Below are 24,501 nucleotides of genomic sequence, written 5' to 3'. Positions count from 1 at the left end.
GATGGATATTGATGTGTTAGATGCACCGTTCGACGAAACGGCGCTATATCATTCAAAGAATGAGACTAAGTTTGCGGTTCGAAATGCGACTGTCGAAGATGATGAGCAACTAATGAAAATTAGTGCTGAGACTGTGCCAAGTAATGGCATTACCTTATCTTATGAACGTCACCCGAGTTATTTGGCTGCTAGCCATGCACAGTATAATCGACCAGATTTAAAAGTGGTTGTCCCTGTGGATGATCCATCTATTGTGATTGCGATGATGAATTTGGGATGGCGTTATTGTTATATCAATGGTCAGCCTGACCTAATGCGTTATGTCGCCGATTTAAGAATGAATCCAGCGTATCGTGGTGCTAAAGTCATGCGCTTATTGATGGACTATCTCCATGATGAAATACCACAAGACACGATTTTTGAAAGTGTGGTTTTAAACGACAATATTGTCGCTGCCAGTATTTTACATCATGAAAGATCTGGATTTCCGCTGCCATATTTTTATGATGAAATTCGAACCTTTACCGTTTCACAGGCAGTGAAACCAAAAACTTTCAATCAATATCAATTTAAAACCCTGACTGCTGAACGTGTAGATGAAGCGAATGATTTCATTTTAAAAATGAAAGACCATTATAATTTTTTACCTAGCTATGATTTTAATGCTTTAGTAGATGGTCAAAATCCATTTTGGGCATGCTTAAATCTAGATGACTTCTATTTGATTTACGATCAGCACAATCAGTTGGTTGGACTTTATGGCTTATGGAATCAAAAAAGTTTTAAACAAACTCGAGTGATCGATTATTCAAGGTCATTAAAGTTGATGAAACCTTTTTATAATGCCTATGCCAGTGTGCGTGGTGTTTTATTACTGCCAAAAATTCATGGAACCTTTGATTATTTAATGTTGCATAGTCCGCTATGTCATCCTGAACATCTGGACGTATTTGCAAGTTTGATTTTTCATGCAAAACAGCAGACAAAGCAACGTGGTAAAGAAACCTATTGTATTACTTTGGCAGAGAAGGACCCGCGTATTGAGTGGATGAAAAATACGACCTCACATGTGTTAAAAGCCAAGCACTATTTTCATAGTTTTAAAGCCAATCCATACGCTGCTTTTGATCGTAAACGTATTAGTTATTTTGAAGTTGGGCGTATATAGAGGAAGTGATAACGATCAAAAAATCAATTAAAACTGCCAAATCAATCATTTAAAATCATTCTAATTGTGTACTTATGTAACTGAGTTCTTCAGTATACTGCGCAAAGAATAATCAGAATGAGAAAGACATGTCGAAGTTGATGTGGGGAATTGGCAGTTTAGCGGTGCTTTCAGCAGCAGTGGTGGGAGGGAATTTATATGCAGATAAATCTCTTGCCCAATTTTATACACAGAATAATTGGTCCGCAGCTGTACAAGATGTTGATGTAAAGTACAGCAATTATCAAATGGGCTTGATGGGTGGAACAGTCGATTGGGTATTAACCCTGAAAACAGACCCGTGTAAACCCAAAGAAGTGATTGTGTTGAAGGGAACCGATCAGATTCAACGTGGGTTGAAAGGCTATAACATCAACTCTAACTTTAAGATTGTTCAACAACAAAGTACGTCCGAATATGCCAAGCTTTTTGGTACGGACTTAACGGCAAAAACCTTGGTCAATTGGATTGGTCAAAGTAAAACAGATTTACAGATTCCTGCATTTAAAACGACTGCACAAGGTGCAACGGTACAAGCTGATGCCAGCCAATTGCAAATTCGAATCAATAGTTTACCAGGGCAAGCCACTAAGGTATCTGAGCTTTCAATCCATTTACCTGTGGTTCGGTTGAGTGAAGGTCCAATGCAAACCATGGTGCAAAATTTTTCGATGAAGACCAATCAAGGTTTAAATCAGGAAAATCTTGAAAATGGTTTTCTTGAAATCCAAGCGGCTTCTATCAAACGTTTAGATCAAAAGTTCTCAGGCGGCATGCGTGGTATGCAACTGCGTTGGGAGACCGAACTAAATAAACATGATGTGGACTTTGAAGGCTACTTAAAAGCTGATGAGATGGATTTCCCAGGTTCACCGGTCACCAAAGATTTCGCACTGAATTTGGCATTGCATAAAGTTAATCTAGATAAAGTTCGTGCATTTAGTGAACTTTTGCATCAGGTGGAAAATTCCTGTGATGCAGTGGGTGAATCAAGTGAAGAAATGACTCAAGCTTTCTTAGCTATCGCAAGCCAAGGTTTTGATTTTGAGTCTAAAGATAACTCGATCAGTATTGGTGGAGGTAAAGCCTCTGCAAATGTCGTGGGGAAAGTCATGCCGGGTCACCATGCCTCAATGGAGTCTTTTATTAAAATGGTGCCGAGCTTACTGGATTTTCAAGCAGACTTAAGTTTTGATAAAAATATGATGACTGCAATCATGAATAACTTTTTGCAATTACAGGGCAAAAGTTTGTCAGGACAGGAAGCTGAAGCCATGTTTGCTGGTTTTGAAACATCAGGGCAAGGCAAGCGCGATGGCGATAACATGGTCATGAGTATGCAATATAAGTTCGGTCAAAAGCTTTTTGGTCAAGCCATACAAAAGAAATAAGCAACAAGTCGTTAGTCGTTTAGTTTGAAAATATAAAACCGTCATTGATTGACGGTTTCATATTTTTAGCTGCGGAATCATGATGTTCACTTTATCGGAACACAGCGGCCTAGCCATTGTTGAACAGTTGAAAAGTTGCTAGCGTCAATGGGCAACTAGCCAATCAAAACAACAATAGGAAAGACACGATGTCACACGATTATTTTTTTAGACGGAAACTTGTTCAATCATCCATGCCTAAATGTTCTTGGGTAAAACACAGTCTTATTAGTAGCATTTTTCTGATCGCTGTTCAGTCTACAGCTTTTGCGGGTACTTCAATTTCAGATCAACGTTTGTCGAATGAAACGCAAGGTAAAAAACAGTTTAGTGAAGAAACCTTAGATATTATTGAGAGTGAGGCAGCTAAACCCAAAGAAGAGCAGCAGCAAAATTCAAATCATAAATCTAATCGTAATAATAAGATCATTCAGGAGGCCCAGCTTGAAGGTTCAACTATGAGTGATTATTTGCTTCAAAAGAAAAGGGCAGCGGATCAGGTCGGGTTAATACAATCTCCAGAAGTAGCACCGATTAACCGTATCGTGCTGCAAGAGCGACACGAAAATATTCGAGTAACGTATCCAGATGGCGTCGTGGTTGAAATGAAGCACTGACGTGCTTCATTTCATAGATCAGGAATTTCTAAAGTTAAATCTTAGATTTGTGGATGGGTAATTTTCCATGCACGGTGAATTTTGGTATTACGTTTAAAGTCTAGGCCAATGGTTTCATTGCTGATTTCTTCAACGTCAAACATTGCCATGATTACATCATCCATCTCAAAACCACGGTAGTTGTTTGAGAAGTAAAGCGTACCGTCAGTGGTTAAACGGTTCATGGCACGTTTAAGCAAAGACATATGGTCGCGTTGGACATCAAACGTACCATAGAACTTTTTAGAGTTTGAGAAGGTTGGTGGGTCAATAAAGATCAGGTCATATTGCTCGTGACCTTCTTTTAACCATTCAAAACAGTCGCTAGAGAAGAACTGATGTTGTTCATCTGCATGATCTACAGTCAAACCATTCAGTACAAAGTTCTCTTTAGACCAGTTTAGGTAGGTATTTGACAAATCGACACTGGTCGTACTTGCTGCACCGCCAAGTGCTGCATGTAAGCTCGCTGTAGAGGTATAGCTGTATAAGTTCAGGAAGTGTTTACCTTTGGTTTCTTTGGCAATCCGTAGACGCATTTGACGATGGTCAAGGAACAGACCTGTATCGAGGTAGTCTGTTAGGTTCACCAAAATCTTTGCTTTGCCTTCTTGAACGATAAAACGTTTAGACGCAGTACTTTGTTTGGTGTACTGATTTTTACCTTCTTGGCGGGCACGTGTTTTAATGAAAATCGCATCACGACCTAAGCCTGTCACTGCACGAATCGCTTGCAGTGCTAAGTTAAAGCGTTTTTTGGCTTTCTCAGGGTCAATTTTTTTCGGTGGTGCGTATTCTTGTACGTGTAAACGATCACCATATAAATCTACTGCGACATTAAAGTCTGGTAAATCGGCATCATATAAACGTAGGCAGAAAATATTTTCTTTAACTGCCCATTTTTTAAGATTCTGCATGTTTTTTTGCAGACGGTTAGTAAAGTCTTCTGCACCTTCAATTTTTTCAAATTGTTGGGGTTCCCAATGCTCGAGGAAAGGCTTTTGAACTGCCGCAGGTTTGACAGTACCAAAACGGACGTAAATTGGGAGCTTACCATTCATCAAACGTAAAATTTGCGGATCATTGAAGGCAAGGACATCGGCCTGTTCAACTTGTGCTGCAATAATCGCAGCAGGCTGATTCGGGAAGTTCTTTTGTAATAGTGCCGATAAACCTAAATACAGTGCGCGGTTAGAGGCTTTATCACCTAAACGCTCGCCGTATGGCGGGTTAGTGACAACAAAGCTTTTCTTACCTGTTGCTTGGAAATCTGGCCAGTCTGCAAGTGTACGTTCTTCAATCTTAATTTGATCAAGTACAGATTCGAAACCTGCCGCGATAATATTTTGTTTAGTCGCTTTTACCGCTTCCCAGTCGGCATCAAATGCATAGAATTGTGGGAGAGGGTTTTCAAGTGCAGCTTTATGACGTTCAGCAGCTTCGCCTTTGATCGACATCCAAAGTTCATGGTCATGACCATTCCAACCATTAAAACCAAAACGACGAACAAGGCCTGGCGCGCGGTCAGTCAAAATCATTAAAGATTCAATGATAAATGTCCCTGAACCACACATTGGGTCCAAGATAATATCGGGTTGATGCTGTTTAAGTTTTGCTTTCTGTAAGATGGCAGCCGCTAAGTTTTCTTTAATCGGTGCATCTGTCATGTAGCGACGGTAGCCGCGTTTATGCAGAGAGTCACCTGATAAATCTAAGCAATAAGTATGTTCAGTTTTGCCAGCTAATACATACAATGTAATTTCAGGTTGCTTAATGTCAATGCTAGGACGTTTGCCCACAGCTTCCATAAAGGAATCGACCACACCATCTTTGACACGTAAAGTTGCGAACTGAGAATTGACTTTAATGTCACGTTCGATGTGTAAACGAACGGCAAATGTACTTTGTGGTGCAAAAATAAGTGACCAGTCAAAGTTTATTGCACCTTCATAGAGCTCTTCCGCTACATCACGTGCATCATGCGTGAACTCTAATTCATGTGTATGAATTGGAGTGAGTACACGAGAAGCCAAACGTGACCACATGCAAATACGGTATGCATCTTCAAGTGTGCCTTTGAATACAAGACGACCCGGGAACTGTTCAATATTTTGAACACCTAAACCTTCAATTTCCTCGCGGAGTAAGGTTTCCAGTCCATCTGCACAGGTAACCCAATATGTAGAAAGACGCGGTTTCGAATTCATGTAAATTTCCAAAGGCAAAAAAGCAATCGCATATTTTAACGTATTTTCGTGGATTTGGGCGGACGATATTGCGCTGAAACGGGAGAAATATCGGTAGATTTGAATGACTTTACCAAATTTATTCTGCGTACATTGTGAGAAATATCACTTAATGGTACAAAAATTGCTATAACCCTGATCAAAATTCGATCTTTATAATATTGATATCATTAGGGGTATTTATGACAGGGCTGGCAATCAATAGTCAATCAAACGCATTTTCAATCGCCACTTTAATTTACGCGCGTTTACGTCGTGTGTCAGGTCGGGTTATTGACGCGTTATATGTGGTAGAGAACGCAGAATATGCACGCTTTGTTTCTAACTTGGCTTTGGAAACGGCTGATCCTGAATTATCTCGTTTAGTTGCACGTTTATATAGTGAGTTGAATTTGCATGAAGTTGCAGTTTCAGCACCAGAAGAACCAATAGTTAGCTCAGTTCAATCTGAAACAGCAGAAATTTTAATGAGCGAACCGACTGCGGAAGATATCTATAAAGCACAGGTTGCACATCGTTATATCGGCGCGTTGCGTTAATTCAATCCTGCTGTGAGCAGTAGTAGGTATATTTTTCTTGCTGCGCACAGCCTGATGTATAAACCAACTTCCTTATTTCAAGAGTTCTTGAACTGCGCAGAAGGCGGCTGTTTATAGCTGAACTTTATCTGTTTGAAAGTATTCAATTCAATCAAAATAAGGGTAGATGAAAGCCCTATTTGAAGGCTTTTTAAAAGGGGAAAGGTGAAGTTTAATTTAAAACGTTTAATTTATCTAATTGAAATGATAGATAGGAATTTGAAAATTCATTTTGAATAACATCATGCGTTTGCATTGAACGTTGAAAACTTCAACTGCCATTTGCCAAGATTCTCTGTATAATGCGTTAACTTAACGATAAGGAATCTCTCATGCACTTGGCGGCATTGCATACACCGAGCCAGATTCAACTCAACCAAGATGGTAACTTAAAACATTTCCTCACCATCGAAGGCCTTTCTAAAGAAACTCTCACAAAAATATTGGACACTGCACAGTCCTTTTTTAATGACCAAAATCAGCTGATTACCAACAACCTTTTAGAAGGTCGTACGGTAATGAACCTTTTTTTTGAAAATTCAACACGTACCCGTACCACTTTTGAAGCGGCAGCAAAACGTCTGTCTGCAAACGTATTGAACATTGATATTGCACGTTCAAGTACATCAAAAGGCGAGACACTGCGTGATACCTTGTGGAATTTAGAAGCGATGGCGACCGACATTTTTGTGGTTCGTCATTCATCGTCAGGTGCGCCACACTTTATTGCGAAAGATGTATGTCCGCATGTGGCAATCATCAATGCTGGCGATGGCCGTCATGCGCATCCTACGCAAGCCATGTTGGATATGTTGACGATTCGCCGCGAAACAAAAAAGAATTTTGAAGACATTTCCATTGCCATTATTGGTGATATTAAGCATTCTCGAGTTGCCCGCTCAGATGTCGCTGCATTGCAAACATTAGGCTGTAAAGATATTCGTGTCATTGCGCCAAATACTTTGCTGCCTTACGGTTTTAATGACTATGGCGAAGGCGTTCGTCTGTTCAACAACATGGAAGCCGGTATTCAAGACTGCGACGTGATTATTACTTTGCGTATTCAAAATGAACGTATTGATTCTCCTGCGCTGTCATCTCAAGCTGAATTCTACAAAATGTACGGTTTGAATAAAGAGCGCTTGGCTTTGGCAAAACCTGACTGCATTGTGATGCATCCGGGACCAATGAACCGTGGTGTTGAAATTGACTCGAGTATTGCCGATGGCACTCAGTCAGTGATTTTACATCAGGTGACCAATGGTATTGCGGTGCGTATGGCTGTACTGGCTTTGGCAATGCAAGGTCAGTTGCAAGAAAAAGGTTTAATTGAAGCGATTGCGGTTTAAGGGATAGTCATGAGTATTGTTAAAGTTGAAAATGTACGTGTCTTAGATCCAATCAATCAAACTGACAGCGTACAGACGGTTTATATTGAAAATGGCCGATTGGTTGCCGAAAGCAATGCCGCTGAAACCATTGATGGACAAGGCAAATGGCTAATGCCAAGTATGGTTGACCTTTGCGCGCGTTTGCGTGAGCCGGGTCAGCAGCAGCATGGCACTTTAAAGTCAGAAGGTAAGGCTGCGCGTGCGAATGGTATTTTGCATGTGTTTACCCCGCCAGACTCTAAACCGATTGTGCAGGACAATGGCGCATTGATTCATGGCCTGGTGGAAAAAGCCATGCTGGACGGCGGCATTTATCTGCAGGTGATTGGTGCGCAAACTCAAGGTTTGTTAGGCAAGCAGCCGGCGAATATGGCAGGTTTGAAAAAAGGTGGCTGTACTGCGGTATCGAATGCCAATGCGCCATTTATGGACGATGATGTAGTGATTCGCACCTTGGAATATGCTGCGGGTCTGAACATGACCGTTGTGTTCTATGCCGAAGAGCCGCAGATTGCCAAAGATGGCTGTGTGCATGAAGGTTTTGTCGCATCTCGTCAAGGTTTACCGATGATCCCTGCATTAGCGGAAACCGTAGCCATTGCAAAATATTTACTGATGATTGAAGCCACTAAAGTGCGTGCGCACTTTGGTCTGTTGTCATCAGGTGCATCTGTTGAATTGATTAAACATGCCAAAGCGAAAGGCTTGCCGGTGACTTGCGATGTAGCCATGCACCAATTGCATTTAACGGATCAGTTGATTGATGGCTTTAATTCACTTGCGCATGTGCGTCCGCCACTGCGTTCAGAACAAGATAAAGACTTGCTCCGCCAAGCAGTGAAAGACGGTGTAATTGACGCGATTTGTACGCATCATGAGCCACTGAGCAGCTCTGCGAAAATGGCGCCTTTTGCTGAAACACAGCCCGGTTTTACCGCATTTGATACCTTTGTACCTTTTGGTATTCAACTGATTCAAGAAGGTCTATTAAGCCCACTGGAATGGGTTGAGAAAGTCACACTCGCACCTGCTAAAGTAGCCAATATGCAACAACGTTGGGCAGATGAAGCGGGTTGGGTGCTTGTTGATCCAGAGCTTGAATGGACCATCAATAAAGACACGATTGTGTCAAATGGTAAGAACACACCATTAATTCAGCACACCGTTAAAGGTAAAGTGCTTCAAGCTTTTTATGCTGTTTAAGCTAGAGCCCAGCATTAAAATCAGTTGAGTTCTAATATTTTAATCAGACATCAAAAAAGTCAGCTTCGGCTGGCTTTTTTTATAATAATTAAAGAGAATAGATTGCAAATAGAAGAAGAGTTGAAAATCTTGACAAGTCCGAACAAATTATTACATTTGATCAAAAAATAAGCATATAAACTAAAGTACACATGAAAATAATGACAACTGCATGGAGTACAAATATGAATATAGACTTATTAGCGCTGATTAAGCAGCACGTCTCCTCGATTGTGCTGGACGGTGATACACAACACTTAACTGAAAAAAATTCAGCCATTAGTCAATTTATTCCATTCCTGTTAAATATTTTTCGATCCAAACCTGAATTTATTGATGCCTTTCAAAAACAGTTAAACCCTCGTATTAGTGATATATTTTCGGCAAATCCCACATTAAAAGATCAATTTTTGCAACATCTCGGTGGCGGTACGGCCCCAACGTCAGAAATAGAGCAAACCTTAAACCACTCTATAGCTCCAACTTTAGGGGCACTTGAAAATGAAGCGGGTTCATCTGATCCCGTAGCAATCACGCATTTACTTGATAATCATGCAGATAGCATTTTGGCGGCACTACCACAATGGGCAGTGCCTTTACTCGCAGGTTTAGGGGTAAACACTGCAGCTAGCCGTACATTACACCAAGCGCCTGTTGTTGAACCAACACCTGTTATCGTTGAAGAAAAACGCTCGAATTGGTTATTGCCAATTATTGCGCTGCTTATATTATTGGGTCTGATCGCATTTTGGTTTAAGTCTTGTACCAATAAACAAGAACCAACCACCTCTGCAACAACGGTTGCACAGCCTGCTGCATCTCAGCCAGCACATTTGCAATTTAGCACCGGTACAGATGGGCAGTTAACCAACTGTCAAATTCAAACTGGTGATTCAAATTATCTTGAAATTTTGCAGCAACAAGTCAAACAGATCTTTAACTTTAATACGGGTTGTGGTGCTTCATCTGATGCCAGTTACCATACTCAATTTATTGATCAAGATACCATTCCAACGGTTCTGCAAAAACTTAAAGGTGTGCCAAATACCACTTTAACCTGGACAGAAAATCAGTTATCGATTTTGTCGCAAAATCCTGCGGATGCTCAAAGCCTTGCCAATCAAATTAAGCCTTTAGCAAAAAATATGACGGTATTGGTTCAAGAAGGCGTGAGCGAACAAACTGCAGTAGATAACAGTATTACTGATGCACAAAAAGCATTAGCGAGTATTAACCCTGAACAAGTTCGTGCGCTAGATGTTGCGACTGCGCTGAACTTACAAATTATTAATTTTGCGACAGGTTCATCTGATATTCCTGACGTGAATAAATCGATTTTGGATCAAGCGGCAGCGTTAATGCAGCGCGCTACAGAAGTACATCTGACTGTACAAGGTCATACCGATGCTGTGGGTAATGCGGAAGCGAATAAAGCTTTATCGCAAGAGCGTGCACAAGCTGTGGTGGATTACTTGGTGTCGAAAGGCGTTGATCCTGCACAGCTTCAAGCGGTGGGTTATGGTCAAGAAAAACCGGTAGCAGAAAACAGCACCAAAGAAGGTCAATTCAAAAACCGTCGTATTGAGTTTGAAGTTTTAAATACCGAGAATGGTAAAGTACGAGATGTCACCAGCGAAGGCGTAACTGAAAAGACCAATTAAAACCGTACTAAATGAGATGATATATAAAAAATCCCTGCACATGCGGGGATTTTTCTCGTCAAAGCGCTGTAATTTTGAGTAAAATACGCCCGAAGAATAAAATCATAATGGTACTTATACAATGAAAAAAATAGTCATCACGAGCCTCATGTTGTCTGCGGCATTGATATCCGGCTGTGATAATTTTAAAAATAAAAAAGATGCTGAAGCCAAAACGGAAGCGCCTGCTTTGGAAGATTGGAGTTGTACTGCACAAGCCAATATTGACCAATTGCAAGATCATTTAAAAAAAGAATATCTCAAAGAATTAAACAAAGAAATACGTCAGTCAGATTATGAAGCCGATCAGCAACTCATGGATCTGATTGTAAAAAATCTAAAATTTAACATTCAAAATGTCACGACTTTAACTGAAGACCCTAATAAAGCCAAAACATTGGAATGTAGCAGTCAATTGTTGGTGGTTTTCCCGAAAGGATTACAAAAGCGTGCTGAAAACGCCTTTGCTGAACGACCATGTGATGAAGGCTGTGAAGAACGTGGTAATTATACTTTGAATGATTCACTCGAAGATGGTGAGTCAGGCTTAAGCATGGACAATGATCAGCTTAAAGGGAACTTTAGCTATAGCATCACTAAAACGGACAAAGATGGTTTAAGTTTAAGTGTCCCAAGTCAAAATGACGTAATTGATAGCGTTGTAACAGTGACACGTCATGCGGTGCTATATGCGGCATATAGTGCTCAAAATAAGCGAGATGAAGAATTCTATCAGCAAGGGATGGAGAGTCAATCTCAACAAATGAGCCTTGCACAAAAGGCAATGGATATTCGTAAGAAAGAGCTAGATCAGGATAATGCCAAAGTGGTGGATCGTCTCAATCAGACTTGGGATCGTTTTAGTGATGAACAAAAGGCGCAGTTACAGCAAGATCAAGCAGACTGGTTTGAAAAGCGTGATATCGACTGTAAAGTGCTTGCACAAAAAAGTGTTTATTCATTAAATGAAAGTGAAAAAGAGACTTATCAAAAGCATTCGCAATACTGGGATGATGCGATGAATACGCAAAATCAAGAGTTGCAATATACCAAATGTTTTAATCAGAAAACTACAGAACGAATTGTATATTTAAATAACGTGTTTAATTGATCTAAAAGAAGAAAAGCCCTCAATGAAGGGCTTTTCTTTGAATCTTAGTTTATTGCTTGATGATCAAAACAGGAATTGGGCACTGCGTTAAAATATTTTGTGCTACGCTGCCCAGCATGGCTTTTTTTAAACCTGTGCGTCCATGCGAACCCATGATGATTAAATCTGCAGAGATTTCATCAGCCACTTGTAAAATCCCTTCGGTTGGCGATACACCATGAATCAAACGGGTTTTAACTTCGATACCATCACGTACAAAGGTTTGTTTGATATCTTCTAAACGCAGCTGAGCACTTTTTTCAGCTTGCATAAAATATTCAGTGATTGCAGGTGCAACAGCATAGAAATCGACACCAACGAATGGATCAACAGCAACAACACTGACAATGGTCACTTGTGCATTTTGACTTTTAGCCAAGCTGAGCGCATGTTCAACAGCAGAATATGAAATTGGAGATTCATCCACAGGGACTAAAATTTGTTGATATTGACTCATATCTGCTTCCTTAATATTTTAAATGTTATCAATCTAATCTTGCTCTATTCACGATATTGTATGAATGAGACAAAAGGGTAAGCCTATGGGGGAAGGGTGTGCTGAATAGAAAAAAGCCCACATGATGTGGGCTTAGTCATCTTAAGCTTTTACAACCAACACAGGTAATTCAGTATTACTGAGTACATCTTGTGCGAAGCTGCCGAGTAGCATTTTCTTAAAGCCTTTACGACCATGTGAACCCATCACAATCAAATCGGCTTTGACTTCATTGGCTGCTTCTACCACACCTTCAGCAGAAACTTGGCCTTTAATGATTTTACTTTGTGCTTCTACACCCACTTCAGTTGTAATTTGCACAGCTTCTTTCAAAGCAGATTCAGCATTTGCATAAGCTTGTACGAAATATTCTTTCATGATTGATGAAGAATAATAGAAGTCTGCATCGGTAAATGGGTCTTCAGCAACAAGGCTGATTAAAGTGAGTTGGCTGTTAAATGCCTTGGCAATAATTGCAGCTTTTTTTACTGCAGAAAACGAGATTTCTGAACCATCGACAGGTACTAAAATGTTTTGATATGACATGGAACAATCTCCTGTAATTTTGCTTTTAAACCCTATAGATTATTGATAACACATTGTCGTGCATGGTTCAATTTATTAATCAAAAAAATATTGTAAATTCATAAAATTACATAAATTAATGTCGATAAGCCGTCAAATAAATCTGAGTGGAAAACTCGGACTTTGCTCAAAAAATATTAAAATAAAATCGACTAATTTTCTCGGATTTTGAGCTTAAAAGATCAATTTGAACTTTATAAAAATAAGCCTAAACTATATACAGTTTTAAATCTAAGATTTATAACAGAATTGATGCGATTGGATAGTTAGATATGTCATATAAAGTAGGGTTGGTTGTACTCAGCATGTGTTCAGTGTTGCATTTGTCTGGTTGTCAAAACACGCAAAGCAGTACCAAAGTGATTGCAGGTGCATTTAACTTATCGACACAAGTCCAAAAGACCTTTATTAACCTACATGCACCTGACAATGTCATTGTGCAGTCGAATATTCAATATCTACAAAATCCAAATTTAAGCTTGGATATCTATCAACCTGAAACAAGTACGGTTATTGCACCAAGACCAACGATTGTTTGGATTCACGGGGGCGGTTGGGTCTCTGGCTCAAAAGAACATGCAGGTGGATATTTTAAACGGCTCGCAGCCCAAGGTTATAATGTGGTTTCTGTTCAATATCAGTTTGCACCTGAAGCCATTTATCCCACACAGCTCAACCAAATAGATGCAGCACTGACGTTTTTGAATCTACATGCAGCACAATATGGCATTGATTCGCAAAATATGTATTTGGCAGGGGATTCTGCAGGTGCAAATATGGCCAGTCATTATGCCGCCTTGGTTACGAATCCAGATTTTGCGAAAGCGTCAAAGATTCAACCTGTATTAAAGCCTTCACAGCTTAAAGGGCTGATTTTACATTGTGGTATTTATGATTTAAACAGCTTTGTAAATACTGCACCCGCAGAGATTGGACTGATCGAGTGGGGCGTCTATAACTTAGTTCAGGCGTATACCGGAGACAAAAAAGATGATGCCGAGTTTTTAACGCGTATTTCAACGGCCTCAAATATTAATTCAAATTATCCGCCTGTATTTATCAGTGGTGGCAATAAAGATTTTTTAACCAAAACGCAATCTGAGCCTTTTGTAGAAAAATTGAAGGCAAATAATGTACCTGTGACAGCGGTATTTTATCCAGATTCGAAAGAATTTTTGGTACATGAATATCAATTTATGATGAGTAAAAAGGCCAGTCAGCAGACCTTTTATCGCACTTTAGAATTTTTGAAACAACACGTACAGACCGTCAAAAATTAAAAACAGATTTAAAAGGCTTGCAGAATAATCTCTAACTTAATAACATACCTACCAGCTGGTATGTTTGTTTTGGAATGAATAATGAATTCGGTAACATTGGCGTATGGCTTACTGTCATTGGCGATTATCTCAGAAGTAATTGGTTCGACATTTTTGGTGAAGTCAGAAGGGTTTACCAAACTTGCGCCTTCATTGGCTGTCGCAGTTTTATTCTGTTTGGCATTTTATTTATTGTCTCAGGTGATTAAAGTCATACCACTTGGTATTGCTTATGCCATTTGGGCGGGTGTTGGTATTGTTTTAACTGCACTAATTGGCTACTTTATCTTTCGTCAAAGTTTAGACCTCCCAGCCATGTTAGGGATAGGCCTGATTGTTTCAGGTGTGGTCGTAATTAACCTGTTTTCAACTTCTGCTGGACACTAGTATGGATAATCCGCATCAGCGCAAGAAAGAACCTCAACTGATACGCCAAAGTATTTTGCAGCATGCAATCCGTCTTGCTGCAGATAAAGGTGTCAACGGGGTGTCGATTCAAGCCGTTGCGGATTTAGTTGGGGTCACAAAAGGTGGTGTATTTCATCATTTCTCAAATAAGCAAAAGCTCTTAGAGTCCATGATCGTCATGCTTTTAGCTCAATTAGACGAGGTTGTTGACCGATTGATTGACGAAGACCCTGAGCCATACGGTCGTTTTACCCGAGCCTATATTGAAATTACCTTAGAAAAACAAATCATGGGTTTGCAACAGTCATGGTCCGCGATTTCGATGACCATGCTGACCGATAAAACTTTTAATGAATATTGGATTGAATGGATGAACTCACGTTTAGAGCGACATCATCAGACCGATTCAGATATAGAACTCAAAATTGTTCGTTATGCAGCCGATGGTATTTGGCTCACCGCTTTTACAGAAGTGGAAGACGAAAGCGAAACCGAATTATTAAAACAAGAACTTATCGCCCGAACGTATCGAGCGAAATAGATTAAATAACTGATGTTACACACGTAAAAGTAATTACGCATTTTTAAAATGATTTTTAAGTCTATTCGACGGAGGCTTACATCTAGGGATTAAATAAAGGGATTAGCCTTCGGTTGGAGGTGCTTTTGTTTAGGTAAAATGAGAAGCGTGCTTCGTAAGGAAGCCATCTTGCGGAGCATTGCTCCTCACCGCAAAACTTGTTCACTAGTGTCTAATTATTCAAAGTATCGCAAAAACATTTTTGATTAGAAATAGTCCTATCTCAAACACTTGCGGATGACGTTACCGCGTATCATTCTTTTATTTGAAGCAAATTATTTAACTGAGGGCTTAATTTCTCTTATATTTGAAAATAGCATGTACGACTAAACCAAAGACCAACCCCCAAAACGCGGAACCAATACCAAAAAATTGTACGCCCGATGCACTAAACAAGAAGGTGAGTAGAACGGCGTCACGTTCACTCGCTTCTTGGAAAGCAATGACGATGTTGTGTCCAATGGTGCCTAGTAGGGCAATGCCTGCTAAAGCGGTAATAAATACCAATGGGAAAGCGGTTAAGAAACTCACCAAAGTGGCTGCAAACAGGCCCATCAAAATATAAAAGAAGCCACAGGTCATACCTGCGATATAGCGCTTTTTCTCATCGGGGTGGGCTTGGTCATCTAGACTGATTGCCGCACTAATCGCAGCAATATTGACACTAAAACATCCAAATGGCGCGAGTAGCGTTTGGGCTGTCCCAGTCCAACCGATCAGTTGATTGACGTGGGGTTGATAACCATAACTTTTAATCATGGCTAAACCCGGTAAATACTGAGAGGCCATATTGATTACAAAGAGTGGTAGCGCTAAACCCAGTATTGCTGAGATCGAAAATTCAGGTGTAACCCAAACAGGCTGTGCGAGTTCTAAATTAAGCGCCGGTAATTGAAAACCAAGTAATAATGGGCAAAGCATGATGCCAATGATCACCGTAATGACAATGCTATAACGTGGTAACAGTCGTTTACTGATGACATAAGCCGCGAGTAAACCCAGAACGAATGCCCATTCATTTTGTAAACTGACAAATAATTCAATACCAAATTTTAGAAGTACGCCCGCCAACATTGCACTGGTTAGACTTTGCGGGATATAGCGCAGTATTTTTTCAAAAATGCCTAAAAATCCAAGTATTGCTGTCAATAAGCCACAGACCAAGAAAGCACCTAGGGCGGCATTCATGCTGTAACCATTTGCAGTCGCTAAAATCAGTGCTAGTCCTGCAGTGGACCATGAAGTCGCAACGGGATATTTAAATTTCCAAGACAGAATCAGCCCGCTTAAGCCGATACCCAAACCTAGAGCCCAAAACCAAGAGGTTATTTCTGCTGTGTTGGCACCGAGCAGTTGTGCAGATTGGATCACTAAAACAGCCGAGACACTGATCCCGACTAAGAACGTAATAAAACCTGCAAAAGCAGCTGGAATGGAGAAGTCTTGGAGTAGTTTTTGCATAATGATCGAGCTATGACTATAGTTGGCGCAGATTTAGGATGTCATTTTTCAGGATGATACGCTCAAGTCCTGTACAGTAAAAGTGCTTAACAAGATGTTAGGGAAATACTTTATTTATTCAAGAACGACACTTTAATAAAAGGCACTTTAATAGTACGAACCGAAAACATAGATTGTGGATGTTTCATCCATTCAAAAGTTTAAAGGCATATAGATTTTTAAGTAAAAAAACAGAAATACTTTGCCCATGTCGGTTACATGGTAGATGTCGCAAGCTTTAGACCAAATCCACAAAATAGAAGACCAACTGCTGCTACACAGCATGCCGTAAATTTATAGCGATGGCTAAAATAGGTAGCCAGTTTTGCACCCGAAAAGATCAAAATCGTTAAATAGCTCATACTGATAATTTGCAATACGATCGCGAGTACGGTGAATGTAATCGCAGGATATGGATATGCAGGATCGACGAATTGTACAAAGAACGATAAGTAAAAAAGAATGGCTTTAGGGTTTAAAATACTGATGGTTAATGCAGTCTTAAACGGTTTCAGTTCGCTCAAACTCAGTTGTTTGGTGTCGAGTTGTTCTGGCGTTTGAACGGCATTCCAAGTTTGGTAGGCAGCCTTGAAAAGTTTGATACCTAAATAACTTAAATACAGCGCACCCACAATTTTTAATAATAAGAATAACCAAGGGAAGGCATGAAGTAAGGATGCAGCGCCGAGAGCAGTGAGTAAGATTAAGATCAAATCGCCAGTATAAACGCCAAAAGCACCTAAATAGCCGACCTTAATGCCATAGCGAGAAGCAACAGACATGACATAAAGTGAATTTGGCCCGGGTAAAATCACAATTAATATCGTACCAATAATAAAGGTCGTTAAGTCTGTGATTCCAAACACTGAAGACACTCAAATAAAAAACCGAAGCTGTAGTATACAACTTCGGTTCTAGATGAAACTGAAAATTTCTAATTTATGCTTTTATTTCAGCATCTAAGCCAAAAGTTTGACGCAGTAAGCTACTTAATTGCTCACGGGCTTTAATAAAACCATCAATACCGCCTTGTAATAGTTGGAAAGACATTAAGTCTTTTTCAACTTCAGCTTTGAAAGTTTGCTTGTCGAGCACTTGTACATCGTGTTGACAGTGTGCATGCGCATGATGATTAGACAATTGCACTTCCACGGTACGCTGATCTTTTTCCAGTTCTGCCAATAAATTCGGTGAAACCGTCAATAAATCACAACCTGCTAAACCAAGCACTTGATCAATACTACGGAAGCTAGCACCCATAATCTCAGTTTTGATGTCATGTTGTTTGTAGTAGTGGTAAATCTGCTTCACTGATAACACGCCCGGATCTTTCTCAATCGGGTAGCTATCCACATTTTCAGCTTTTTTGTACCAATCTAAAATACGACCAACAAATGGCGAAATCAGCGTGACTTGAGCATCTGCACAGGCTTGAGCTTGATGTAAGCCAAACAATAACGTCAGATTACAGTGAATGCCTTCAGCTTCAAGGGCTTTAGCGGCTTGAATGCCTTCCCATGTTGAGGCAATTTTAATTAAGATACGGTTTTGATCGATACCATACTGTGCATATAAAGCCAATAACTCTTTAGCTTTTGCAATGGTGGCATCAGTATCATAAGACAAGGCTGCATCGACTTCTGTAGATACACGTCCTTCGATCAATTTTAAAATTTCAACACCAAATTTGACCGTAAGAATATCGATGGTGCGCTCAACCAGCTCATCGTTTTGATAACCTTCTTTACGCGCTTGTTCAAAAGCACTTTCAATCAGTTCTTTATTTTCAGGTTGATTTGCCGCTGCTGTAATTAAAGATGGATTTGTAGTCGCATCCAATGGACGGAATGTATTAATCGCAGCTAAATCACTGCTGTCAGCAACAATCGTTGTTAGGCTTTTTAATTGGTTTAACGCATTTTGAGTCATTTGAAATCTAGTTCTTAATGTTCTTGGTGTACATACTTTTATAACACAATCTGTTTAGAACCCAACCAAAAACTGCCCAATTAGGCGGTCTAAATCGTAGTTTTTCGTGAATTTCGGATGTGATTAATCAAAAAATGAGCAGCCGAGCCGAGAGGTTTTTCACGGTTCCAGACCAAGTCGACGAAATATTCAAATTTGGGTGTGAAATCTTGAAAGCTTAAGATTTTGAGTTGATCTTTGAGCGTCGGATTTTCATTAAACATCTCGAGGGGAAGCACACCCCAACCCAGACCTTGAATAATCATAGAACAGGCTGAGTGGTGGTTATCTGTACGCCAACTGTGTTTGGAAAATAACAATTCTGGTTTGATGCTTTTATCACGACTTGCAACCACGATTTGCCGACTTTGCAAAATTTGCTCAAAACTGACTTGCTTAAATTTAGACAGGGCATGTTTTGTCGCTGCAACAGGAACCAATGCTTCACGCTTCAATTCGACAAATTGTTCATAACTCTCAAGCTGTTCACGTTCAAACATTAGAGCAAGCTGCGCTTGACCCTGTAATAACATCTTTTGAGCATCTTCTTGAGGCGCAGAAAAAATATTGATTTGCAAAGATGGAAAATGAGTTTCTAGCAAAGAGATATAGTCGGTCCACTGCGTATGAAGCAGTTCTGATACCACCACGATATTCAGTGAAGACTCTAAACCATGACTCAGCGCAATCGCATGCTGTTTCCACTGATTGATTTCTATCAATAATTGTTCAGTTTTTTCATACAGGTTAAGCGCTTGAGTGGTGGGCACAGGCTCACGACCAACGCGCTCAAACAGTTTAAGGTTGAGATCAATTTCGAAATTCGCAATGGACATGCTGACAGCCGAAGGTACTTTGCCGAGTTGTCTGGCAGCTGCGGAAAATGATCCTGTTTCCATGACTGTTTTAAAAATCATCAGTTGTTCTTGATTAATATTCATGTGCATACAGAAAAAATAAAGGAATACAACCTTTCAATAATATTGAAAGAACCTAACTCGATTAATCAATAATATAAAAATAAAATAAGTTTTTTACAAATAATAGAGTGTTTCAAAATGACGATTTCCAAGAGAAGGATTATTCATGCGCTAAGCTATGAGATCATCCTATTGGTGATCATTGCTATTGCTTTAAGTTTTATTTTTAAAGTTCCGATGGAGGTGACAGGTACGCTCGGTATTGCAATGGCGGTCACTTCTGTGATTTGGAACATGATTTTTAATCATTATTTTGAAAAATTTGAAGCAAAAAGAAAGTTAAAAAGAACCTTTGGTGTACGTGTTTTACATGCAATTGGATTTGAGGGCGGTTTAATGCTTGCAACCATCCCAATGGTGGCTTATGCCATGCATATGACCTTATGGCAGGCGATTTTGCTCGATTTTAGTATGACCATGTGTATTTTAGTCTACACATTTATTTTCCAATGGTGCTATGACCAGATCGAGGCGCACTTGGGTTACCAACCACAATATCGTTAAATTTCAACAAGAAAATCACATTGGCCTGTATTGATAAGTACAGGCCTTTTTTGCATTAAAATAGTGCAAAAGTTTACAAATAACAATATATAAAAACATAATATAACTATAAAAAATTATACTAATTACATAACTTTTAAATATAAGAACAAAGAATGTTTTTATAAGTTGATTAAAAAAATATGCAAGACAAGGAGTTAGCATATGAAATTGATAAAAATTGTCACACCTGTTGTTTTACTTGGGCTTACACAATTTACATTTGCAGATGGTAACTTTAAACGTTTTTCTGTATCTGCGGGTTGGATGCATGTGATGCCGCAAGGAAAGGCAAATCCATTTAATATTAATACTGCGGTAGCAAATGGCACACAGGCTGAAGTAGGCACAATTAGTACTGAAGGTTTTCTAAAAGCGATTGATCCGAATGCAATTTATAATGAAGGGAGTAATTCTGCGAATCTTAAGGACACTTTAACCAACCTTGTGAATGGCCCTTTGGGAGGATTAATTAAATAAAGATAAGGATGGCAATATCAAGTCAGAGATTGCAGGGGTCGCAACGATTAATGGACTAGATAATTGGTCAGCTGAAGGGACGGGGCTTGAAGCAGAAGATGTTGATACATTAGGTTTAACATTTAACTACCATATTAATGATAATGTTTCTTTGCAAGTGATTGGCGGCATCCCACCTGAGGTAGATATTAAAGGTAAGGGTATGATTACCGCGCCATTATCTGGTCTAGCAGAGCCAGGTGGTCTAGGCGGTTTATTATTCCCTGATGGTTTGCCACTAGATTACGCAGTACCCATTACGGATTTATCATCTTATGGTAAAGCGGCGAGTGCGAGAGCTTGGACGCCGGTATTTCAGGCACAGTACCAATTTGGTCAGTCGGGTGTAAATAAGTTTAGACCTTATGTGGGCGCAGGGATCATGTATGCTTATTTTAATGATATTGAACTCAATAAAGGCATTGAATCTGACTTAATTGCTGCAGGGCATATGATTCAAAACATTAAAGATAATAATGCAGGTGCAGCACTCGATGGTAAAGAATCATCTGGAAAAATGGTGGTCGATGTCGATGATGCGATTGCTCCAATTGTCACACTCGGATTTACCTATGACTTCACCCCAAGTTGGTTTACAGTTGCTTCGGTGTCTTATGCGAAGTTAAATAACAAAACCAAGATTGATGTGATTAACCAAACGACGGGTGAACAATTAATTCATGCAACGACCAAGATCGATATTGATCCGCTGATTACTTATTTAGGTGTTGGTTATCGTTTCTAAAAATTTACGGAATCAAAGAATAAAAAAACCGCTCTCAAGAGCGGTTTTTTGCTTTAAAACATAAAGGATTATTTTTCAATAATTGCTGTTACGCCTTGACCACCCGCAGCACAGATCGATACAAGTACACGGCCTGAACCTTTTTGGTTCAATAGTTTTGCAGCAGTTGCAATAATACGACCGCCAGTTGCAGCAAATGGGTGACCTGCAGCAAGAGATGAACCTTTCACGTTCAATTTAGAACGATCAATTGAACCCAATGGGGCATCTAAGCCTAAACGTTCTTTACAGAATTTAGGATCTTCCCATGCTTTTAGTGTAGATAATACTTGAGATGCAAACGCTTCATGAATTTCATAGTAATCGAAATCTTGTAGCGTAATACCTGCACGTTCAAGCATACGAGGCACTGCATACGCAGGCGCCATCAATAAGCCTTCTTTTTTCTCTACAAAGTCAACTGCCGCAGTTTCTTGGAAAGTTAAATAAGCAAGAACTTCGTGACCGTTTGCATTTGCCCATTCTTCAGAGGCAAGAAGGACACATGACGCACCATCAGTCAGTGGAGTCGAGTTACCCGCAGTCATCGTACGCGCATCGCCTTTACCAAATGCTGGTTTTAACTTCGCAAGTTTTTCTACTGATGAGTCTGCACGTAAGTTGTTGTCACGCTCTAAACCAAGGAATGGCGTAATAAGGTCATCGAAGAAACCTTCTTCATAAGCAGCTGCCATTTTTTGATGCGAAGATGCAGCAAGTTCATCTTGCGCTTCACGAGAGATACCCCATTCAAGCGTTGTAATTGCTTGATGGTCACCCATAGAAAGACCTGTACGTGGTTCACCGTTCTTCGGTGCATCCATCAAATCTTTAACATTAATTTTAGTTAATGCTTTTAGGCGGTCTTTACCTGTTTTAGCAATATTCAATTCAAGTAAAGCTTTACGTAAACCATCACCAAAAGCGATTGGCGCATCAGATGTTGTATCTACACCGCCTGCAACACCCACTTCAATTTGACCCAAGGCAATTTTGTTTGCAACAAGGAATGCCGCTTGTAAGCCAGTACCACATGCTTGTTGAATATCGTAAGCAGGTGTTTCAGGAGCAAGTTCTGTATTCAGTACACACTCACGAGTCATGTTAAAGTCACGACTGTGCTTTAAAACAGCACCAGCAACAACTTCACCTAAGCGTTGACCTTGAAGATTAAAACGTTCAACAAGACCATTTAATGCCGCGGTGAACATATCGCTGTTTGAAGCAGTGAAGTAAGCGCCGTTAGAACGAGCGAAAGGAATACGATTACCACCGATAATAGCAACGCGGCGAACTGTGTTTTGACTCATGGTATTATCCTGTTGAACAGACGTTTGAGTTGTTGATTTTGAAGCTGTTTTAGTATTTGAAGCTGGTGTTTTAGTACGAATAGATGCACTACGAGGACGAGTCGTTTTAGCCGCACCACTGGTTGACTTGGTTGCTGCGCCAGTACTTTTAGCGGTACGTGGTGTACTCTTTGATGTATTTGACACAGTTTCCGTGGTCGGAGTTTCGACTGCTGGATTTTCTTGAGTTGTTTTGCTCATAAGGCTTTTCCAAGCATGTGGATGATCTTCTTGTTGGGTACATTAGCATATTCACCAAAGTGGTAAATTGACTAAAATGACATTAGCAAAAGCATTCAGGTCAAGCCATCCGTGGTTTAACTCAAGTATGATTCCATGGAAACTGATGGAACTATTGAAATATAAGTATCTGACATCATCTTGAAGTTAAAGGGATATCTTCAGATCCATCAAAAATTAATCCGTATGAGAGATAATAAACATGACTGATCAATATCAAACATTTGCAAAATCTCCTATTGGTAAATTTGTCATCAAAAATTTAGGTTTACCATCACCGACTTTCTTAGAGCGTTTTGAGTCTGCAACACCTGTAGTAAAAGGCGCTGTTTTATTAGGTGCGGCACCAGCTTCAACATTGTCAGGTGCAATTGCTCAAGTATTGGCAAATATTCATGCCAACAGTTATGCAGGTAATAATGCGGAACTACAGCAAGCTGCTGCCAAGTCAGGTTTAAACCTAAGTGCTTTTAATGAAGGTGATAAAGAGTCTAAGTTTAAAGTTGTAGTTTTTGATGCATCTGGTATTCAAAATTCAGAGCAACTTCATACGCTTTATGCATTCTTTAATCCAATTGCTCGTCAAATTCAGGCATCTGGTCGTGTTGTGGTTGTGGGTACAACCCCTGAAACAGCGAAGACCGTGAAACAAGCTATTGCACAACGTGCGCTTGAAGGTTTTGTGAAGTCTATCGGTAAAGAATTCAAAAAAGGTATTGCTGCTCAACTTGTCTATGTAGATGAAGGGGCAGAAGCAAACTTAGAGTCTGCGCTGCGTTTTGTTATTTCACCACGTTCAGCTTATGTATCTGGTCAAGTAATTCGTGTTTCGAAAGCAGACGTTGTTGATGTTGATTGGAACAAACCGCTAGCAGGCAAAACTGCGGTTGTGACGGGTGCAAGCCGTGGTATTGGTGAAGCAATTGCGCATGTATTGTCACGCGATGGCGCACATGTGATTTGTTTGGACGTTCCACAACAACAAGCCGATCTTGACCGTGTAGCAGGTGAAATTTGTGGTTCAACACTGGCAATTGATATTACCGCAACTGATGCAGGTGAAAAAATTAAAGCAGCTGCAGCGGCACAAGGTGGTTTGGACATCATCGTACACAACGCAGGGATTACCCGTGACAAGACTTTGGCGAATATGAAGCCTGAACTTTGGGATCTGGTAATTAACATTAACTTATCTGCAATTGAGCGTGTAAATGATTACCTTCTTGAAAATGATGGCTTCAATGCAAATGGTCGTATTGTTTGCGTGTCTTCCATTTCAGGTATTGCAGGTAACTTAGGTCAAACCAACTATGCGGCATCGAAAGCAGGTGTGATTGGTGTAGTGAAATTCACAGCACCATTACTTAAAAATGGTGTAACCATTAATGCGGTTGCTCCAGGCTTTATTGAAACGCAAATGACGGCAGCAATTCCATTTGCAATCCGTGAAGCGGGTCGTCGTATGAACTCGATGAGTCAAGGTGGTTTACCTGTTGATGTCGCAGAAACAATTGCAATGTTTGCATCTACTGCTTCTACGGGTTTAAACGGTAACGTGGTACGTGTTTGTGGACAAAGCTTGTTAGGGGCTTAATGTAATCCCTCCCGATCTCCCTTTGAAAAAGAGAGG

At 40.0% G+C, this 24,501-nt stretch carries 21 protein-coding genes and 1 pseudogene; 14 read left to right on the top strand and 8 right to left on the bottom strand.

From position 1 onward, the window contains the following. Position 1: 1 nt before the first annotated feature. The 3 genes from FTV11_RS11170 to FTV11_RS11160 all read left to right on the top strand — a co-directional run bounded on the left by FTV11_RS11170 (position 2) and on the right by FTV11_RS11160 (position 3,254). Complete coding sequence (locus FTV11_RS11170; RefSeq protein ID WP_180007878.1) at positions 2 to 1,168, top strand: GNAT family N-acetyltransferase; 1,167 nt, start codon at positions 2 to 4, stop codon at positions 1,166 to 1,168. A 128-nt stretch (positions 1,169 to 1,296) separates the two neighbouring features. Next, positions 1,297 to 2,598 carry a DUF945 family protein gene (locus FTV11_RS11165; protein ID WP_180007879.1) on the top strand — a complete coding sequence of 434 codons (1,302 nt, stop codon included), beginning with the start codon at positions 1,297 to 1,299 and terminating at the stop codon, positions 2,596 to 2,598. A 188-nt stretch (positions 2,599 to 2,786) separates the two neighbouring features. Then, positions 2,787 to 3,254, top strand: a complete 468-nt coding sequence (locus FTV11_RS11160) for a hypothetical protein (RefSeq protein ID WP_180007880.1) — start codon at positions 2,787 to 2,789, stop codon at positions 3,252 to 3,254. A 41-nt stretch (positions 3,255 to 3,295) separates the two neighbouring features. On the opposite strand, the gene rlmKL is transcribed toward FTV11_RS11160, so the two are convergent. After that, positions 3,296 to 5,500: a bifunctional 23S rRNA (guanine(2069)-N(7))-methyltransferase RlmK/23S rRNA (guanine(2445)-N(2))-methyltransferase RlmL gene (gene rlmKL / locus FTV11_RS11155; protein WP_180007881.1), complete on the bottom strand. Its 2,205-nt coding sequence runs from the start codon at positions 5,498 to 5,500 to the stop codon at positions 3,296 to 3,298. 221 nt (positions 5,501 to 5,721) lie between these two features. On the opposite strand from rlmKL, the gene FTV11_RS11150 reads away from it, so the two are divergent. The 5 genes from FTV11_RS11150 to FTV11_RS11130 all read left to right on the top strand — a co-directional run bounded on the left by FTV11_RS11150 (position 5,722) and on the right by FTV11_RS11130 (position 11,561). After that, positions 5,722 to 6,078 (top strand): hypothetical protein, encoded by a 357-nt coding sequence (locus tag FTV11_RS11150; protein ID WP_180007882.1) that lies wholly within the window; start codon positions 5,722 to 5,724, stop codon positions 6,076 to 6,078. Positions 6,079 to 6,449: 371 nt separating this feature from the next. Further along, complete coding sequence (locus tag FTV11_RS11145) at positions 6,450 to 7,466, top strand: aspartate carbamoyltransferase catalytic subunit (RefSeq protein WP_180007883.1); 1,017 nt, start codon at positions 6,450 to 6,452, stop codon at positions 7,464 to 7,466. Between the two features lie 9 nt (positions 7,467 to 7,475). Continuing rightward, positions 7,476 to 8,711 carry a dihydroorotase gene (locus FTV11_RS11140; protein ID WP_180007884.1) on the top strand — a complete coding sequence of 412 codons (1,236 nt, stop codon included), beginning with the start codon at positions 7,476 to 7,478 and terminating at the stop codon, positions 8,709 to 8,711. 224 nt (positions 8,712 to 8,935) lie between these two features. Continuing rightward, positions 8,936 to 10,411 (top strand): OmpA family protein, encoded by a 1,476-nt coding sequence (locus tag FTV11_RS11135; RefSeq protein ID WP_180074005.1) that lies wholly within the window; start codon positions 8,936 to 8,938, stop codon positions 10,409 to 10,411. 121 nt (positions 10,412 to 10,532) lie between these two features. Continuing rightward, positions 10,533 to 11,561, top strand: coding sequence for a DUF1311 domain-containing protein (locus FTV11_RS11130; RefSeq protein WP_180074004.1), 1,029 nt, complete (start codon positions 10,533 to 10,535; stop codon positions 11,559 to 11,561). 49 nt (positions 11,562 to 11,610) lie between these two features. On the opposite strand, the gene FTV11_RS11125 is transcribed toward FTV11_RS11130, so the two are convergent. Both FTV11_RS11125 and FTV11_RS11120 read right to left on the bottom strand, forming a co-directional pair. Next, positions 11,611 to 12,057, bottom strand: coding sequence for a universal stress protein (locus FTV11_RS11125; protein ID WP_078188616.1), 447 nt, complete (start codon positions 12,055 to 12,057; stop codon positions 11,611 to 11,613). Positions 12,058 to 12,198: 141 nt separating this feature from the next. Beyond that, positions 12,199 to 12,642, bottom strand: a complete 444-nt coding sequence (locus FTV11_RS11120) for a universal stress protein (RefSeq protein WP_078191806.1) — start codon at positions 12,640 to 12,642, stop codon at positions 12,199 to 12,201. A 311-nt stretch (positions 12,643 to 12,953) separates the two neighbouring features. Here FTV11_RS11120 and FTV11_RS11115 point away from each other — a divergent pair, with 311 nt between their 5' ends. From FTV11_RS11115 to FTV11_RS11105, 3 genes are all read left to right on the top strand, one after another. Continuing rightward, the gene (locus FTV11_RS11115; RefSeq protein ID WP_180074003.1) at positions 12,954 to 13,961 is read left to right on the top strand and encodes an alpha/beta hydrolase; all 1,008 of its coding nucleotides are present in this window, start codon (positions 12,954 to 12,956) and stop codon (positions 13,959 to 13,961) included. Between the two features lie 81 nt (positions 13,962 to 14,042). Beyond that, entirely contained in the window at positions 14,043 to 14,387 is a 345-nt protein-coding gene (locus tag FTV11_RS11110; protein WP_078188613.1) for an SMR family transporter, read from the top strand. A 1-nt stretch (position 14,388) separates the two neighbouring features. Then, a complete protein-coding gene (locus FTV11_RS11105) occupies positions 14,389 to 14,949 on the top strand; it encodes a TetR/AcrR family transcriptional regulator (RefSeq protein WP_180060072.1) in 561 nt (186 codons plus the stop codon). A gap of 330 nt (positions 14,950 to 15,279) precedes the next feature. Here the strand turns inward: FTV11_RS11105 and FTV11_RS11100 are convergent, their stop codons facing one another. The 4 genes from FTV11_RS11100 to FTV11_RS11085 all read right to left on the bottom strand — a co-directional run bounded on the left by FTV11_RS11100 (position 15,280) and on the right by FTV11_RS11085 (position 19,397). Continuing rightward, positions 15,280 to 16,449, bottom strand: a complete 1,170-nt coding sequence (locus FTV11_RS11100) for a benzoate/H(+) symporter BenE family transporter (RefSeq protein WP_180074002.1) — start codon at positions 16,447 to 16,449, stop codon at positions 15,280 to 15,282. 254 nt (positions 16,450 to 16,703) lie between these two features. Then, positions 16,704 to 17,354: a leucine efflux protein LeuE gene (leuE, locus tag FTV11_RS11095; RefSeq protein WP_180026435.1), complete on the bottom strand. Its 651-nt coding sequence runs from the start codon at positions 17,352 to 17,354 to the stop codon at positions 16,704 to 16,706. 73 nt (positions 17,355 to 17,427) lie between these two features. Beyond that, the gene (tal, locus tag FTV11_RS11090) at positions 17,428 to 18,417 is read right to left on the bottom strand and encodes a transaldolase (protein ID WP_078191801.1); all 990 of its coding nucleotides are present in this window, start codon (positions 18,415 to 18,417) and stop codon (positions 17,428 to 17,430) included. Between the two features lie 89 nt (positions 18,418 to 18,506). Continuing rightward, positions 18,507 to 19,397, bottom strand: a complete 891-nt coding sequence (locus FTV11_RS11085; RefSeq protein ID WP_180026433.1) for a LysR family transcriptional regulator — start codon at positions 19,395 to 19,397, stop codon at positions 18,507 to 18,509. A gap of 117 nt (positions 19,398 to 19,514) precedes the next feature. Here FTV11_RS11085 and aceI point away from each other — a divergent pair, with 117 nt between their 5' ends. Together aceI and FTV11_RS11075 are read left to right on the top strand one after the other, a co-directional pair. Beyond that, positions 19,515 to 19,940, top strand: a complete 426-nt coding sequence (aceI, locus tag FTV11_RS11080) for a chlorhexidine efflux PACE transporter AceI (protein ID WP_168377760.1) — start codon at positions 19,515 to 19,517, stop codon at positions 19,938 to 19,940. A 204-nt stretch (positions 19,941 to 20,144) separates the two neighbouring features. Further along, positions 20,145 to 21,243, top strand: a pseudogene (locus FTV11_RS11075) (OmpW family protein). A 68-nt stretch (positions 21,244 to 21,311) separates the two neighbouring features. On the opposite strand, the gene FTV11_RS11070 reads toward FTV11_RS11075, so the two are convergent. After that, positions 21,312 to 22,832, bottom strand: coding sequence for an acetyl-CoA C-acetyltransferase (locus FTV11_RS11070; RefSeq protein ID WP_180074001.1), 1,521 nt, complete (start codon positions 22,830 to 22,832; stop codon positions 21,312 to 21,314). Positions 22,833 to 23,073: 241 nt separating this feature from the next. Here FTV11_RS11070 and FTV11_RS11065 point away from each other — a divergent pair, with 241 nt between their 5' ends. After that, a complete protein-coding gene (locus FTV11_RS11065; RefSeq protein WP_180074000.1) occupies positions 23,074 to 24,465 on the top strand; it encodes a 3-oxoacyl-ACP reductase in 1,392 nt (463 codons plus the stop codon). Positions 24,466 to 24,501 lie beyond the last annotated feature (36 nt).

Source organism: Acinetobacter sp. YH12231 (assembly GCF_013417755.1).
GTDB classification, from domain to species: domain Bacteria; phylum Pseudomonadota; class Gammaproteobacteria; order Pseudomonadales; family Moraxellaceae; genus Acinetobacter; species Acinetobacter amyesii.
This window is presented reverse-complemented; position numbering and strand designations above follow the sequence as displayed.

Coding starts and splice junctions, on each gene's coding strand:
- FTV11_RS11170 (WP_180007878.1), top strand. CDS start 2: ATGGATATTGATGTGTTAGATGCACCGTTCGACGAAACGGCGCTATAT.
- FTV11_RS11165 (WP_180007879.1), top strand. CDS start 1,297: ATGTCGAAGTTGATGTGGGGAATTGGCAGTTTAGCGGTGCTTTCAGCA.
- FTV11_RS11160 (WP_180007880.1), top strand. CDS start 2,787: ATGTCACACGATTATTTTTTTAGACGGAAACTTGTTCAATCATCCATG.
- rlmKL (WP_180007881.1), bottom strand. CDS start 5,500: ATGAATTCGAAACCGCGTCTTTCTACATATTGGGTTACCTGTGCAGAT.
- FTV11_RS11150 (WP_180007882.1), top strand. CDS start 5,722: ATGACAGGGCTGGCAATCAATAGTCAATCAAACGCATTTTCAATCGCC.
- FTV11_RS11145 (WP_180007883.1), top strand. CDS start 6,450: ATGCACTTGGCGGCATTGCATACACCGAGCCAGATTCAACTCAACCAA.
- FTV11_RS11140 (WP_180007884.1), top strand. CDS start 7,476: ATGAGTATTGTTAAAGTTGAAAATGTACGTGTCTTAGATCCAATCAAT.
- FTV11_RS11135 (WP_180074005.1), top strand. CDS start 8,936: ATGAATATAGACTTATTAGCGCTGATTAAGCAGCACGTCTCCTCGATT.
- FTV11_RS11130 (WP_180074004.1), top strand. CDS start 10,533: ATGAAAAAAATAGTCATCACGAGCCTCATGTTGTCTGCGGCATTGATA.
- FTV11_RS11125 (WP_078188616.1), bottom strand. CDS start 12,057: ATGAGTCAATATCAACAAATTTTAGTCCCTGTGGATGAATCTCCAATT.
- FTV11_RS11120 (WP_078191806.1), bottom strand. CDS start 12,642: ATGTCATATCAAAACATTTTAGTACCTGTCGATGGTTCAGAAATCTCG.
- FTV11_RS11115 (WP_180074003.1), top strand. CDS start 12,954: ATGTCATATAAAGTAGGGTTGGTTGTACTCAGCATGTGTTCAGTGTTG.
- FTV11_RS11110 (WP_078188613.1), top strand. CDS start 14,043: ATGAATTCGGTAACATTGGCGTATGGCTTACTGTCATTGGCGATTATC.
- FTV11_RS11105 (WP_180060072.1), top strand. CDS start 14,389: ATGGATAATCCGCATCAGCGCAAGAAAGAACCTCAACTGATACGCCAA.
- FTV11_RS11100 (WP_180074002.1), bottom strand. CDS start 16,449: ATGCAAAAACTACTCCAAGACTTCTCCATTCCAGCTGCTTTTGCAGGT.
- tal (WP_078191801.1), bottom strand. CDS start 18,417: ATGACTCAAAATGCGTTAAACCAATTAAAAAGCCTAACAACGATTGTT.
- FTV11_RS11085 (WP_180026433.1), bottom strand. CDS start 19,397: ATGAATATTAATCAAGAACAACTGATGATTTTTAAAACAGTCATGGAA.
- aceI (WP_168377760.1), top strand. CDS start 19,515: ATGACGATTTCCAAGAGAAGGATTATTCATGCGCTAAGCTATGAGATC.
- FTV11_RS11070 (WP_180074001.1), bottom strand. CDS start 22,832: ATGAGCAAAACAACTCAAGAAAATCCAGCAGTCGAAACTCCGACCACG.
- FTV11_RS11065 (WP_180074000.1), top strand. CDS start 23,074: ATGACTGATCAATATCAAACATTTGCAAAATCTCCTATTGGTAAATTT.